The sequence below is a fragment of the Pseudomonas tumuqii genome, from assembly GCF_013184545.1.
GTDB lineage: Bacteria > Pseudomonadota > Gammaproteobacteria > Pseudomonadales > Pseudomonadaceae > Aquipseudomonas > Aquipseudomonas tumuqii.
In genome coordinates, this window is the sequence record NZ_JAAOJA010000013.1 from 41345 (window position 1) to 53995 (window position 12651).

Genomic DNA, 12651 nt, shown 5'->3' on the forward strand with positions numbered 1-12651 from the left:
AGCTTGCTGGCGATCTTTGTAGGTTAAAAGCATCGCCAGCAAGCTGGCTCCTACACAGATGTTTTGCAGGCTTGACAGTCTGTTAGCGGCCCAGCTCACGCACCAGCGAGTCGGCGCTGATTTCGCTGATCGACTTGGCGCCGGTCAGGACCATGGCCACGCGCATCTCTTTGTCGATCAGGTCGAGCAGGTTGCTCACGCCCGCGCCGCCGGCGACCGCCAGGGCATAGATGAAGGCGCGTCCGAGCAGCACCGTGTCGGCCCCCAGGGCGATCATGCGCACCACATCCAGGCCGGTGCGAATGCCCGAGTCGGCGAGAATCGCCAGGTCGCCCTTGACCGCGTCGGCGATGGCCGGCAGCGCCCGCGCACTCGACAGCACGCCATCGAGCTGGCGGCCGCCGTGGTTGGAGACGACGATGCCGTCGGCGCCAAAGCTCACGGCGTCTTTGGCGTCCTGCGGATCGAGGATGCCCTTGATCACCATCGGGCCGTCCCAGAACTCGCGGATCCACTCCAGATCCTTCCATGAGATCGACGGGTCGAAGTTGGCGCCGAGCCAGCCGATGTAGTCGGCCAGGCCGGTGCGGCTGCCGCGGTAGGCGGAGATATTGCCCAGGTCATGGGGCTTGCCCAGCAGGCCCACGTCCCAGGCCCAGCTCGGGTGAGTCATGGCCTGCAGCATGCGCCGCAGCGGTGCGTTCGGCCCGCTCATGCCGGAGTGGGCGTCGCGGTAGCGGGCGCCCGGTACCGGCATGTCCACGGTGAACACCAGGGTGGTCACGCCGGCAGCCTTGGCGCGCTCCAGCGCGTTCTTCATGAAGCCGCGATCCTTGAGGACGTAGAGCTGGAACCACATCGGCCGGTCGATGGCCGGCGCCACCTCTTCGATCGGGCACACCGACACCGTCGACAGGGTGAAGGGGATGCCCTTGGCTGCAGCTGCCTTGGCCGCCTGCACTTCGCCGCGGCGCGCGTACATGCCGGTCAGACCGACCGGTGCGAGCGCCACGGGCATCGATAGGGTTTCGTTGAACAGGCGGGTTTCCAGACTCAGCTCGGACATGTTGCGCAGAACCCGCTGACGCAGGGCGATGTCGGCCAGGTCCTCGACGTTGCGCCGCAGGGTGTGTTCGGCGTAGGCGCCGCCGTCGAGGTAGTGGAACAGGAACGGCGGCAACTTGCGTTGGGCGGCTGCGCGGTAGTCGGTAGAGGCGGAAATGATCATCGGGTTCATCCTTTGCCAGGAACAGGCTGTTCTCGCCCAGAAACCGGCCCCATGAGTACTGCGGGGCCGGTCTGTCCGGGTATACGGGAGTCGTGAATGGCTAGGCTAGCGTCGCTCAGCCAGCGAGCAGCGGATCGCTAATGCCCAATAGGTAGATCGCGATCAGGGCGATCGAGCCGGTAAAGAGCACGTAGTACAGCGTAGGCCAGATGGTTTTGCGCAGGATGCTGCCCTCGCGACCGAGCAGGCCAACCGTGGCAGAGGCGGCCACCACGTTGTGGATGGCGACCATATTGCCGGCGGCGGCGCCAATTGCCTGTACCGCAACGATCAGAGCGCTGGAAATGCCCAGGTTAGTGGCCACGCCGAACTGGAACTGGCTGAACATCATGTTGCTGACGGTGTTGGAGCCGGCGATAAAGGCGCCCAGGGCGCCAATGCTCGGTGCCAGCAGCGGATAGATACCGCCGACGCTGTCGGCTACCCAGCGCGCCATCAGGATCGGCATGCTCGCCAGGTCGGCGCCGTTGACCCCCGAGTTGATCAGGATGCGCACCATCGGCACGGTGAACAGCAGGACGAAACCGGCGCTGAGCAGCACCCCGGAGGACTCCTTGACTGCCAGACCGAGGTCGCGCAGCTTCATCTTGTGGAAGAAGAAGGTGGCGATGACCACCGTCACCAGAATCCCGCCCGGCAAATACAGCGGCTGGAAGTTGGCGCTGACCCCGGTTTCACCGAGCAGGTCGGGGAAGTTCACCACCACCGCTTTCAGGGCGGCGCCGACTTCCGGTACGACCCGGCTGATCACCAGCAGGGCACCGACCAGTACGTAGGGCAGCCAGGCGCGCAGGGAGCTCATGGGCTTGGCGGTCAGTTGGTCCAGCTTCATTTCGATGGTGCCCAGCCATTCGCTCGGCCATTTGTCCGCCGGGGCGAAGTCCCAGGTAGTTTTCGGCAGGAGAAAGCCCAGGCGCGCTGCGCTGGTGACAATCGCCAGACCGATCAGGCCGCCGGCCAGCGACGGAAATTCCGGGCCGAGGAACACCCCGGTGAGGGCGTAGGGGATGGTGAAGGCCAGGCCGGCGAAAATCGCGAACGGCAGGACTTCGAAGCCGGCTTTCCAGCTTTTTTCGGTACCGAAGAAGCGCGTCAGCATCAGCACCATGATCAGCGGCATCACGGTGCCGACAGTGGCGTGAATGATCGCCACTTCACTGGTGATCAACTGCAGGAACTGCGCCCAGGATGAGCCCTGCTCGATGAGCTGGGCGCCGATGGTGGCCGAGTCCAGGCCGGTGTTGACCCCGACGATGATCGGGGTGCCCACCGCGCCGAAGGACACCGGCGTGCTCTGCACCAGCATGCCCAGCATGACCGCGGCCATGGCGGGGAAACCGATGGCCACCAGCAAGGGTGCGGCAATCGCCGCCGGCGTGCCGAAGCCCGAGGCGCCTTCGATAAAGCAGCCGAACAGCCAGGCAATGATGATCGCCTGAATTCGCCGGTCAGGGCTGATGGTGGCGAAGCCGGCGCGAATCGCGGTGATGCCGCCGGAGTGCTTGAGGGTGTTGAGCAGCAGGATGGCGCCGAAGATGATCCACAGCAGCCCCAGGGTAATCAGCAGGCCTTGCAGGGTCGAGGCGAGTACGCGGTTGAAGCTCATCTCCCAGGCGAACAGGCCGATGGCGGCGGTTACCAGGTAGACCAGCGGCATGGCGTGCTTGGCCGGCCAGCGCAGGCCGACCAGCAGAATGGCCGCCAACAGGATCGGGGAAAAAGCGAGCAGGGCAAGAAGACCAGATGACATGTCGGTCTCTCCTTAGCGGCGCGCAATGCGCATGGAGGGATGCGGATGCAGCGGTGCGGCAAGTGGTTTGGCGATGACCGGCATGGGAGACCTCGTGAGCTTCTTGGAATTGTTTTAGATTCGGGTAAATTGGTAATACCAATTTACAATGTGGCGCGGCCAGAGTAAAAGTGGATGCTTGCCACTGTCAATTAGCAGGCTTACTACTTTGGTCGAATAGCCTTGGCTTGTAAGGGCTTTAGTGCCGCTATAGGCTTGCTCTACAAGTGCCTGAGAAGGGCGTTGCAGGTGGTCAAACCAGTGAGGTACGGGTTATGGAAGTAGGGCAGGTGCGCCAGCGCCGTTTGTCGGACGATATCGTCGTTCAGCTGGAAACCATGATCCTGGAAGGCACGTTGCGGGCGGGTGAGCGGCTGCCGGCCGAACGTGCGCTGGCCGAACGCTTCGGCGTGTCGCGCCCGTCATTGCGTGAGGCGATTCAGAAACTGGCGGCCAAGGGCCTGTTGGTCAGTCGTCAGGGCGGCGGCAACTATGTTGCCGAATCGCTCGGTTCCACCTTCAGCGATCCGTTGTTGCAGCTGCTGGAGAGCAACCCGGAAGCTCAGCGCGATCTGCTGGAGTTTCGCCACACCCTGGAAGGTTCTTGCGCGTTCTATGCGGCGCAGCGCGCCACCGAACTGGATCGCCAGCGCCTGAGTGAGGCCTTTGCCGCGCTGCAGGACTGTTACAGCCGCAGCGGCAAAGTGACCCGCGCCGAAGAGGGGGCGGCCGATGCGAGCTTTCACCTGGCCATTGCCGAAGCCAGTCATAACGCCGTGTTGCTGCACACCATTCGCGGGTTGTTCGACCTGCTCAAGCGCAACGTGGTGACCAATATCGGCGGCATGTACGCCCAGCGCGACGAGACCCGCGACATGCTGATCGATCAGCATAGGGCGCTTTATCAGGCGATCATCGAGGGTCGCGCCGAAGACGCGCGACAGTTGTCCAACCGGCATATCGACTATGTGCAGGAAGTGCTCGCCGAAGTGCAGCAGCAAGCTCAGCGCGTGGCGCGGGCGCAGCGGCGTCAGGGGCATTGATAAGCCGCAAGCCAAAGTTTCAGGTTGCCGGGCAAAGCACCAAAAGCGCTTGCTTGGTGCTTGCAGCTTAAAGCTTGCCGCTGCTTTTAATCGTCCTTGCCCTTGCTGCGCATGGCGCGTTGCACTTCACGGTCGGCGTCACGCTCTTTTTCGGTGTGGCGCTTGTCGAAGTCCTTCTTGCCCTTGGCCAGGGCAATCTCGCATTTGATCAAATGCGCCTTCCAGTAAACCGACAAGGCTACGCAGGTGTAGCCTTTCTGCTGCACGGCGCCGAACAGCTTTTCCAGCTCGCGCTTGTTCAGCAGCAGCTTGCGCGTGCGGATCGGGTCGGCAATCACGTGGGTGCTGGCGGTCTTCAGTGGGGTGATGTGGCAGCCCATCAACCAGGCCTCGTCGTCTTTCAGCAATACATAGCTGTCGACCAACTGGGCCTTGCCGGCGCGCAAGCTTTTCACTTCCCAGCCGGCCAGGACCAGGCCCGCCTCGAATCTGGATTCGACGAAATAGTCGTGCATCGCCTTTTTGTTCTGGGCGATGGTGCCTTGAGGGTGTTTCTTTTGTTTAGCCATAGGGCGCGCATTATAGGGAGTCGTTGGCCTGCTGGCGACAACCTGATCTTGAGAGAGCTGAGCTAAACCCGGACAATGCGCGTCTTTTGCACATATCTCGGGCGTATTCATGGTGAGTGACAAGGTTTCGATCCACGGCGCCTGGGCCAGTCGCTGGGTGTTTATCCTGGCGGCAACCGGTTCCGCAGTGGGTCTGGGCAATATCTGGAAGTTTCCCTACATGGCCGGCATATATGGCGGCGGGGCCTTTGTCCTCATGTACCTGGTGTGCATTTTCCTGGTCGGCTTGCCGATCATGCTGGCCGAAACCCTGATCGGACGCCGCGGCCGGCAGAGTCCGGTGAATACGCTGGGGGCGCTGGCGCTGGAGTCTGGAGCCTCGCCAAGGTGGTCGTGGGCCGCGCTGATGGGCATGGTCGCCGCGCTGCTGATCCTGTCCTTTTACAGTGTCATCGCCGGCTGGTCGCTGGACTACATAGTCGCCATGGGCGGCGGCCAATTCGCAGGCATCAGTGCCGACGGGGCGGGCGCTGCGTTCGGTGCGCTGACGGCCGATCCCTGGCGTCTGCTCCTGTGGCACACGCTGTTCATGCTGTTGACCGGCTTCGTCATCGCCCGTGGTGTTGTGGCAGGCCTGGAGCGCAGTTTGCGCATCATGATGCCGCTGCTATTCATTCTGCTGCTGGTGTTGCTGGGTTACAGCATGACCACCGGGCACTTTATGCAGGGCTTTCACTTCCTTTTCGATTTCCAGCCCGACAGGTTGCTCGATGGCGTGCTGGCGGCCATGGGGCATGCCTTCTTCACCCTCAGCGTCGGCGTCGGTTCGATCATGGTCTATGGCGCCTATATGCCCAAGCGCGCCTCGATCGGCAGCACTGTGTTGGCCGTTGGCATTCTCGACACCCTGGTGGCGCTGACCGCCGGACTGGCGCTGTTTCCTATCGTGTTTGCCGCCGGTATGCAGCCGGGCGCCGGGCCCGGGCTGATGTTCGTCACCCTGCCGGTGGCCTTCGGCAACATTGCGTTCGGTCAGCTCATGGGTACGCTGTTTTTCGTCCTGGTGCTGATCGCTGCCTGGACCTCGTCGATCTCGATGCTGGAGCCGGCAGTCGCTTATCTGGTCGAGCGTACCCAGCGCGGCAGGACGTTGGTTACCAGCGTATTGGTGCTGTTGTGCTGGCTGGTGGGCATGGGTACGGTGTTGTCGTTCAATGTCGGCGCCGAGGCCAAGTTCTTCGTCTTCGCTGCCGATGGGTTTCACCTGTTCCAGTGGGGCGCCGAAGGTGGGCGAAATTTCTTCGACAGCATCGACTACCTGACCAGTCGCATTCTCCTGCCGGCGGGAGGTCTGGCCTTCGTGCTGTTCGCCGGTTGGGTGCTCAAGCGCGAAGCCGTGCGCGAGGAGCTGGCGATCGACAATCCGCTGTTGTTCGGCTTGGTCTACTGGTTGATTCGTGTGGTGGCGCCATTAGGCATATTGATCGTGTTTGTTGCAGAGTTGACGAAATGAGTACAGTCACCCTATTGAATGAAGTTGCAGGCTCATGAGTACCCATATTCAGCGCTCGGCGTTGCTGCCATACCCGGCCCCGGCCCTGTTCGAACTGGTCAATGACGTGGCGCGTTACCCGGAGTTCCTGCCCTGGTGTTCGGCCAGTGAGGTTCTGGATGTCAGCCAAACCCATATGCGGGCCAGTCTGGCCGTGGCCAAGGGCGGGGTTAGCCAGCGCTTCATTACCCGTAATGCGCTGGTCTGGGGGCAGTCGATCGAGCTGACCCTGGAGGAGGGGCCGTTCAGTCAGCTGCATGGCCGGTGGGTGTTCAAGGCGTTGGGCGACAAGGCCTGCAAGATCAGTCTGGATCTGACCTTCGACTATGCCGGCCCTCTGGTGCGGGTCACGCTTGGGCCGTTGTTCAATCAGGCGGCCAACACGCTGGTGGATGCATTCTGTCAAAGGGCGAAGCAGCTATATGGATAACCGGATGATCGTGGTCGAAGTGGTCTATGCCTTGGCGGATAAGCAGAAGCTGCTGCGCCTGAGCCTGCCTTACGGTACTACGATGCGCCAGGCGGTCGAGCAGTCAGGCATGCAGGTGCATTTCCCCGGGCTGGATCTGGCGAATAGCCCGCTGGGGATCTTCGGCAAGGCGGTTGCCAAGCCGCAGGAGCGGGTGCTGGAGGATGGCGAGCGGGTGGAGATCTATCGGCCGCTGATCGCCGATCCGAAGGAGGTGCGCAAACAGCGTGCGGCCAAGGCGGCGAAAGCCAAGGCCGACGAGGAAGGCGTTTGACGTTAAGTCGGCGCGCATAAAAAAGCCCGGAAATCTCCGGGCTTTTTGTGTCTGCCTGATTACTGCGGCGAGCTCTCCAGCGGTTCCGGCGTCGGTACCGGCACGCTCTGCACATCGTCCACCTCGTGCTGGATCTGTTCGAGCAGGGAGCCTGGCGCTGGCTTCTCTTCGGTTTGCGGTTGCACAGTGGTTGGCGGCGCCGTCACGCTGGCGCCATCCTGGCCAAGGATCGCCTCATCGCGGCTGACGCCTGGCATGAAGTCGCCCGACAGGCCAGCCAATTGATCATTGCCATTGAAGATCACGCTGACGCGTTCTTGCAGGCGTTTACCACCACCTGGCTGAATGCTGTACAGGTAGTCCCAGCGGTTGGCATGGAAGGTGTCGGTCAGCAGCGGGTTGCCCATGATAAACCGCACTTGACTGCGGGTCATTCCGGGGCGCAACTGATCTATCATGTCTTGTGTAACGACATTGCCCTGTTGAACGTCGATTTTATAAACCCCGGGGAACGAACAACCGGCGAGCGCGAGGAGTCCCACGAAGGTGAGACTGGTCAGCAGGAACTTGGTTTTTTGCATCGGCGGGTGACTTCCACTATCTTGGCTGGGCAACGTAAACCCCGATCATACCCGCAATAAAGGAAGCTGCGAAGCCGCTTCCGCGAGAAAGCAGACCATGGTTGAAAATAGCGAACTACGCAAAGCTGGCCTGAAAGTGACCCTGCCGCGGGTCAAAATTCTGCAGATGCTCGATTCCGCCGAACAGCGTCACATGAGTGCAGAGGATGTTTACAAGGCCCTGATGGAGGCGGGCGAAGACGTCGGTCTGGCTACCGTGTACCGCGTGCTGACCCAGTTCGAGGCGGCGGGGTTGGTAGTGCGGCATAACTTCGATGGTGGTCATGCCGTGTTCGAGTTGGCCGATGGCGGTCATCACGACCACATGGTCTGTGTCGATTCGGGTGAGGTGATCGAGTTCTACGATCCTGAAATCGAGAAGCGGCAGAGAGAGATCGTGCGCGAGCACGGCTTCGAGATGGTCGATCACAACCTGGTGCTCTACGTGCGCAAAAAGAAGTAAGCGCGCAAGTGCGTCATGCACAAAGGCGACCCTCGGGTCGCCTTTGTTGTTTCAGTCATCGGTCAGCGGTTGTAAAAATATCGAGCACGCTCGTGGCAAGGCGCCTGGGGCGGTCGCAGCAGGCGGCTCACCCTCTCAGGCCTGGGCGCTGCCGACCATCTGCCGGGCATGGGCCAGGGACTCTTCGGTCAGGTCGACGCCGCCCAGCATGCGGGCGATTTCCTCGACCCGCTGGTTGCTATCCAGCTTGCTCACGGCTGTGCGGGTGGCATCGCTGCCGCGCACCTTGTGCACGAACAGGTGCTGATGGCCCTGAGCGGCCACTTGTGGCAGGTGAGTGACGGTCAGTACCTGGCCGCGTTCGCCGAGACGGCGCAGCAGTTGCCCGACCACTTCGGCGGTAGGGCCGCCAATGCCGACGTCGACTTCGTCGAACACCAGGGTCGGCACCCGAGAGGTTTGCGCGGTGATCACCTGGATCGCCAGGCTGATGCGTGACAACTCGCCGCCGGAGGCGACTTTGGCCAGGGTCTTGAGCGGTTGGCCGGGGTTGGCGCTGACCAGGAATTCCAGCTGTTCGAGACCGTTTGGCTGTGGTTCGCTGCTGTTGTTAGCACTCAGCGTGATGCTGAAACGCCCTCCCGGCATGCCCAGGTTCTGCATTTCCAGTTCTACCGCTGTGGCCAGTTCGCTGGCTGCGCGGTGGCGCATGGCGCTGAGCTCGCCGGCCTTTTCCTGGTAGTGACGCTCAAAGGCGGCCAGTTCATCGTTCAGGCGTTCGGCCGCCTGGTCGTCGGCGTTGAGGCTTTCCAGCTCTTCGAACAGTTGCTGCTGCATGGCAATCAGCTCGCCGGGCTGAATCCGGTGCTTGCGTGCCAGGGTATAGATAGCGTCCAGGCGCTCTTCCATCTGCTGCAGGCGCTCGGGGTCGGCGTCGAAATGGTCGAGAAAACGATTGAGTTCGCCGACGGCTTCCTCCACCTGGATCTGGGCGCTGGCCAGCAGGTTGGTCGCCTCGCTCAAGGCGCTCGGCTGACCCTGGAAGGCGCCCAGGCGGTTGAGGCTGCCGGTCAGGGCCGAGAGCACATTGCCGGCGTCATTCTCGCTGCATTGCTCGATCACCAGGCGGCAGGCGCTGAGCAGGCTTTCGGCATTGGTCAGGTTCTTGTGTTCCTGCTCCAGTTGTTCCAGTTCGTTTTCACCCAGGGCCAGGCTGTCCAGCTCTTCCAACTGATAGCTGAGCAGCTGATGGCGGGAACGTTGCTCGTCGCCGAGGCTGGACAGGCGCTGCAGCTCGCTTCTGGTCTGTTTCCAGCGTTGTGCCGCCAGTTGCACCTGGCGCGCCAGTTCCTGGCTGCCGGCGTATTCGTCGAGCAGGCGGCGGTGGGTTTCGGCCTTGAGCAGGGACTGGTGTTCGTGCTGACTGTGGATATCGATCAGCAGCTCGCCGAGGGCCTTGAGGTCGCCCTGGGGGCAGGGCGAGCCATTGATATAGCCGCGTGAGCGGCCTTCGGCGGTGATCACCCGACGGAGGATGCACGGGCCGTCGTGGTCCAAGTCGCGTTCAGCCAGCCAGGTGCGGGCTTCGGGGATGTCGCCAAGGTCGAAGCTGGCCAGGATGTCCGCCTTGTCGGCACCGGGACGGACCACGCCACTGTCGGCGCGATCGCCGAGGCACAGGCCGAGGGCGTCGAGCATGATCGATTTGCCGGCGCCGGTTTCGCCGCTGATGACGCTCATGCCGCTGTCCAGCTCCAGGTCGAGGTGTTCAACGATGGCGTAGTTGTGTACGGACAGGTGCACCAGCATGGTGAGGTCTCCAGATCTTTGGTGTGTATATTTATACAGTGTTTATTTCTCGGCTGGCAATCCTTGTGCGGCCCTTGAAGCTGCGGAATTTGTCCCCATATAGGCGGCAGAGCGCGAGTTTAGGCTTGCGTCGAATTTTTAGAGGAGATACGCATGGCTGACGAACAGACCCGCGACAACCAGCTGCCAGAGGTTGCTCCTGGTGCCGAAATGGAAGCGAGCGAGCAGCTGGACGCTCGCATCCAGGTACTGGAGGAAGAGCTGGCTGCCGCTCAGGATCAGGCGCTGCGCATGGCGGCTGACCTGCAGAACGTGCGTCGTCGCGCCGAGCAGGATGTTGAGAAGGCGCACAAGTTCGCCCTGGAAAAATTCGCCACTGACCTGCTGCCGGTCGTCGACAGCCTGGAGCGCGGTCTCGAGCTGTCGAATCCGGACGATGTGTCGATCAAGGCGGTGCGCGAGGGGCTGGAGCTGACCCTCAAGCTGTTCCAGGACACCCTCAGGCGCTATCAGCTAGAGGCGATCGACCCGCAGGGCGAGCCCTTCAATCCGGAGCATCACCAGGCCATGGCCATGCAGGACAGCGCCAATCTGGAGCCGAACAGCGTGCTCAAGGTGTTTCAGAAGGGTTATCTGCTCAACGGTCGCCTGTTGCGTCCGGCGATGGTGGTGGTCAGCAAGGCGCCGACCGAAGCTCCGCCGTCCATCGATGAGCAGGCTTGAAATTCGGCGATCAGCCCCCATTTATGAGTCAAGCGTTTTAGTGCTACCGCGGCTGACCAAGCGCAGCGGCGGAAATATCAAAGTTTCGGGAGAATGATGATGGGCAGAATTATCGGTATCGACCTGGGGACCACCAACTCGTGCGTCGCCATTCTGGAAAACGGCAACGTCAAGGTCATCGAGAACGCCGAGGGCACTCGCACCACGCCATCGATCGTTGCATATGCCAATGACGGTGAAATCCTCGTCGGGCAGTCGGCCAAGCGTCAGGCTGTGACCAATCCGCACAACACCCTGTACGCGGTGAAGCGTCTGATCGGTCGCCGTTTCGAAGAGGATGTCGTGCAGAAAGACATCCAGATGGTGCCGTACAAGATCGTCAAGGCCGACAACGGCGACGCCTGGGTCGAAGTGAACGGTCAGAAGATGGCGCCGCCGCAGATCTCGGCTGAAATTCTGAAGAAGATGAAGAAGACCGCCGAAGACTATCTCGGCGAGCCGGTCACCGAGGCGGTGATCACAGTCCCTGCGTATTTCAACGACAGTCAGCGCCAGGCCACCAAGGATGCCGGTCGCATCGCCGGTCTGGACGTCAAGCGCATCATCAACGAGCCCACCGCCGCGGCGCTGGCCTACGGCATGGACAAGGCCAAGGGCGACCACACCGTGATCGTCTATGACCTGGGCGGCGGTACCTTCGACGTCTCGGTGATCGAGATCGCCGAAGTCGATGGCGAGCACCAGTTCGAAGTGTTGGCCACCAACGGCGACACCTTCCTCGGCGGTGAGGACTTCGATATCCGTCTGATCGATTACCTGGTCGACGAATTCAAGAAAGAAAGCGGGATGAACCTCAAGGGTGACCCGCTGGCCATGCAGCGCCTGAAGGAAGCCGCCGAGAAGGCCAAGATCGAGCTGTCGTCCAGCCAGCAGACCGACGTCAATCTGCCGTACATCACCGCGGATGCCACCGGTCCCAAGCACCTCAACGTGAAGATTTCCCGCGCCAAGCTGGAGTCGCTGGTTGAAGACCTGGTGCAGCGCACCATCGAGCCGTGCCGCATCGCCTTGAAAGACGCCGGTATCGACGTGGCCAAGATCAATGACGTGATCCTGGTCGGTGGTCAGACCCGCATGCCACTGGTGCAGAAGCTGGTAACCGATTTCTTCGGCAAGGAAGCGCGCAAAGACGTCAACCCAGATGAAGCCGTGGCCATCGGTGCTGCCATCCAGGGCGCAGTGCTGGCCGGTGACGTCAAGGACGTGCTGCTGCTCGACGTATCGCCGCTGACCCTGGGTATCGAAACCATGGGCGGGGTGATGACCGCGCTGATCGAGAAGAACACCACGATTCCGACCAAGAAGTCCCAGGTGTTCTCCACCGCCGACGACAACCAGGGCGCGGTGACCATTCACGTGCTGCAGGGCGAGCGTAAGCAGGCGTCGCAGAACAAGTCCCTGGGCAAGTTCGATCTGGCCGAGATTCCGCCGGCACCGCGTGGCGTACCGCAGATCGAAGTGACCTTCGATATCGATGCCAACGGCATTCTGCATGTCGGCGCCAAGGACAAGGCGACGGGTAAGACGCAGTCCATCGTGATCAAGGCCAACTCCGGCCTGACCGAGGAGGAAATCCAGCAGATGGTGCGTGATGCCGAGGCCAACGCCGAGGAAGATCGCAAGTTCGAAGAGCTGGCCACTGCCCGTAATCAGGGCGATCAGTTGGTCCACGCCACCCGCAAGATGCTCACCGAGGCGGGCGATAAGGCCACCGCGGACGAGAAGGCCGCCATCGAGAGCGCACTGAGCGCGCTGGAAGTGGCTATCAAGGGTGACGACAAGGCGGCTATCGAAGCCAAGATCAATGCCCTGTCCGAAGCCACCACCCCGCTGGCGCAGAAGATGTATGCCGAGCAGCCGCAACCGGGTGCTGCTGCCCAGGGCGCTGATGAAGCTCAGGGCGCTGGCGACGATGTGGTCGATGCGGAGTTTGAAGAGGTCAAGGAAAACAAATAGGCACAAACAGGCGCAAGCTTGTGACCCACAGGGATG

General features: G+C 61.8%; 12 protein-coding genes. 7 read left to right on the forward strand and 5 right to left on the reverse strand.

The genetic code is table 11. The annotated features are described in order from the left end of the window. Nucleotides 1-82: 82 nt before the first annotated feature. Together lldD and G9C89_RS20535 are read right to left on the reverse strand one after the other, a co-directional pair. Entirely contained in the window at nucleotides 83-1228 is a 1146-nt protein-coding gene (gene lldD / locus G9C89_RS20530; RefSeq protein WP_172151637.1) for an FMN-dependent L-lactate dehydrogenase LldD, read from the reverse strand. 115 nt (nucleotides 1229-1343) lie between these two features. Continuing rightward, the gene (locus G9C89_RS20535) at nucleotides 1344-3038 is read right to left on the reverse strand and encodes an L-lactate permease (RefSeq protein ID WP_172151639.1); all 1695 of its coding nucleotides are present in this window, start codon (nucleotides 3036-3038) and stop codon (nucleotides 1344-1346) included. A 314-nt stretch (nucleotides 3039-3352) separates the two neighbouring features. Here G9C89_RS20535 and G9C89_RS20540 point away from each other — a divergent pair, with 314 nt between their 5' ends. Further along, entirely contained in the window at nucleotides 3353-4120 is a 768-nt protein-coding gene (locus tag G9C89_RS20540) for an FCD domain-containing protein (protein ID WP_172151641.1), read from the forward strand. 86 nt (nucleotides 4121-4206) lie between these two features. Here G9C89_RS20540 and smpB read toward each other — a convergent pair whose 3' ends face one another. Beyond that, the gene (gene smpB / locus G9C89_RS20545; protein WP_172151651.1) at nucleotides 4207-4689 is read right to left on the reverse strand and encodes an SsrA-binding protein SmpB; all 483 of its coding nucleotides are present in this window, start codon (nucleotides 4687-4689) and stop codon (nucleotides 4207-4209) included. Nucleotides 4690-4798: 109 nt separating this feature from the next. On the opposite strand from smpB, the gene G9C89_RS20550 reads away from it, so the two are divergent. From G9C89_RS20550 to G9C89_RS20560, 3 genes are read left to right on the forward strand one after another with little or no spacing between them, the layout of a single operon-like run. Further along, the gene (locus tag G9C89_RS20550) at nucleotides 4799-6202 is read left to right on the forward strand and encodes a sodium-dependent transporter (protein WP_172151653.1); all 1404 of its coding nucleotides are present in this window, start codon (nucleotides 4799-4801) and stop codon (nucleotides 6200-6202) included. A gap of 34 nt (nucleotides 6203-6236) precedes the next feature. After that, the gene (locus tag G9C89_RS20555) at nucleotides 6237-6671 is read left to right on the forward strand and encodes a type II toxin-antitoxin system RatA family toxin (protein ID WP_172151655.1); all 435 of its coding nucleotides are present in this window, start codon (nucleotides 6237-6239) and stop codon (nucleotides 6669-6671) included. Further along, the gene (locus tag G9C89_RS20560) at nucleotides 6664-6984 is read left to right on the forward strand and encodes an RnfH family protein (protein WP_172151657.1); all 321 of its coding nucleotides are present in this window, start codon (nucleotides 6664-6666) and stop codon (nucleotides 6982-6984) included. Before G9C89_RS20555 ends, G9C89_RS20560 begins: the two co-directional genes overlap by 8 nt. A 59-nt stretch (nucleotides 6985-7043) precedes the next feature. Here the strand turns inward: G9C89_RS20560 and G9C89_RS20565 are convergent, their stop codons facing one another. Next, a complete protein-coding gene (locus tag G9C89_RS20565; protein ID WP_172151659.1) occupies nucleotides 7044-7565 on the reverse strand; it encodes an outer membrane protein assembly factor BamE in 522 nt (173 codons plus the stop codon). A gap of 97 nt (nucleotides 7566-7662) precedes the next feature. Between G9C89_RS20565 and fur the strand changes: the two genes are divergently transcribed. Next, nucleotides 7663-8067, forward strand: coding sequence for a ferric iron uptake transcriptional regulator (gene fur / locus G9C89_RS20570; protein ID WP_172151661.1), 405 nt, complete (start codon nucleotides 7663-7665; stop codon nucleotides 8065-8067). Nucleotides 8068-8202: 135 nt separating this feature from the next. Here the strand turns inward: fur and recN are convergent, their stop codons facing one another. Further along, the gene (gene recN, locus G9C89_RS20575; RefSeq protein WP_172151663.1) at nucleotides 8203-9876 is read right to left on the reverse strand and encodes a DNA repair protein RecN; all 1674 of its coding nucleotides are present in this window, start codon (nucleotides 9874-9876) and stop codon (nucleotides 8203-8205) included. A gap of 153 nt (nucleotides 9877-10029) precedes the next feature. Here recN and grpE point away from each other — a divergent pair, with 153 nt between their 5' ends. Then, nucleotides 10030-10599 carry a nucleotide exchange factor GrpE gene (gene grpE, locus G9C89_RS20580; protein ID WP_172151665.1) on the forward strand — a complete coding sequence of 190 codons (570 nt, stop codon included), beginning with the start codon at nucleotides 10030-10032 and terminating at the stop codon, nucleotides 10597-10599. 99 nt (nucleotides 10600-10698) lie between these two features. Next, entirely contained in the window at nucleotides 10699-12615 is a 1917-nt protein-coding gene (gene dnaK, locus G9C89_RS20585) for a molecular chaperone DnaK (RefSeq protein WP_172151667.1), read from the forward strand. Nucleotides 12616-12651: the final 36 nt, after the last annotated feature.

Coding starts and splice junctions, on each gene's coding strand:
- lldD (WP_172151637.1), bottom strand. CDS start 1,228: ATGATCATTTCCGCCTCTACCGACTACCGCGCAGCCGCCCAACGCAAG.
- G9C89_RS20535 (WP_172151639.1), bottom strand. CDS start 3,038: ATGTCATCTGGTCTTCTTGCCCTGCTCGCTTTTTCCCCGATCCTGTTG.
- G9C89_RS20540 (WP_172151641.1), top strand. CDS start 3,353: ATGGAAGTAGGGCAGGTGCGCCAGCGCCGTTTGTCGGACGATATCGTC.
- smpB (WP_172151651.1), bottom strand. CDS start 4,689: ATGGCTAAACAAAAGAAACACCCTCAAGGCACCATCGCCCAGAACAAA.
- G9C89_RS20550 (WP_172151653.1), top strand. CDS start 4,799: ATGGTGAGTGACAAGGTTTCGATCCACGGCGCCTGGGCCAGTCGCTGG.
- G9C89_RS20555 (WP_172151655.1), top strand. CDS start 6,237: ATGAGTACCCATATTCAGCGCTCGGCGTTGCTGCCATACCCGGCCCCG.
- G9C89_RS20560 (WP_172151657.1), top strand. CDS start 6,664: ATGGATAACCGGATGATCGTGGTCGAAGTGGTCTATGCCTTGGCGGAT.
- G9C89_RS20565 (WP_172151659.1), bottom strand. CDS start 7,565: ATGCAAAAAACCAAGTTCCTGCTGACCAGTCTCACCTTCGTGGGACTC.
- fur (WP_172151661.1), top strand. CDS start 7,663: ATGGTTGAAAATAGCGAACTACGCAAAGCTGGCCTGAAAGTGACCCTG.
- recN (WP_172151663.1), bottom strand. CDS start 9,876: ATGCTGGTGCACCTGTCCGTACACAACTACGCCATCGTTGAACACCTC.
- grpE (WP_172151665.1), top strand. CDS start 10,030: ATGGCTGACGAACAGACCCGCGACAACCAGCTGCCAGAGGTTGCTCCT.
- dnaK (WP_172151667.1), top strand. CDS start 10,699: ATGGGCAGAATTATCGGTATCGACCTGGGGACCACCAACTCGTGCGTC.